Here is a 229-nt window from a genome sequence, read left to right as displayed (position 1 = left end):
CCGGCTTTTGCTAAGAGCTAGTCAAAGGGCCAGTCTTCAAATGCATGGTAATTGCGGTCACGTTCGTCCGTTTTACTTTGATAATCAGATGCAAACCATAATTTTAAAGGTACGGAAGCAATTAGTTTTTTTGCTTTTATATCCTGAAGAACATTAAAAGGGGAAACCAAATGTTCAGAGATTTCGAAAGCAGTGACTATATCATATACATCGGTTTGTACTGCCGAGG

1 pseudogene is annotated in these 229 nt (G+C 38.9%); it reads right to left on the bottom strand.

Annotated features, from left to right (window positions below):
• Nucleotides 1-17: 17 nt before the first annotated feature.
• A pseudogene (locus tag ACY2RT_RS15805) lies at nt 18-229 on the bottom strand (methyltransferase); the annotation flags it as partial.

It is taken from the genome of Ulvibacter sp. 2210JD10-4 (assembly GCF_058148525.1).
The sequence above is the reverse complement of the archived record's forward strand: the minus strand, read 5'-3'. Positions and strand labels throughout refer to the sequence as shown.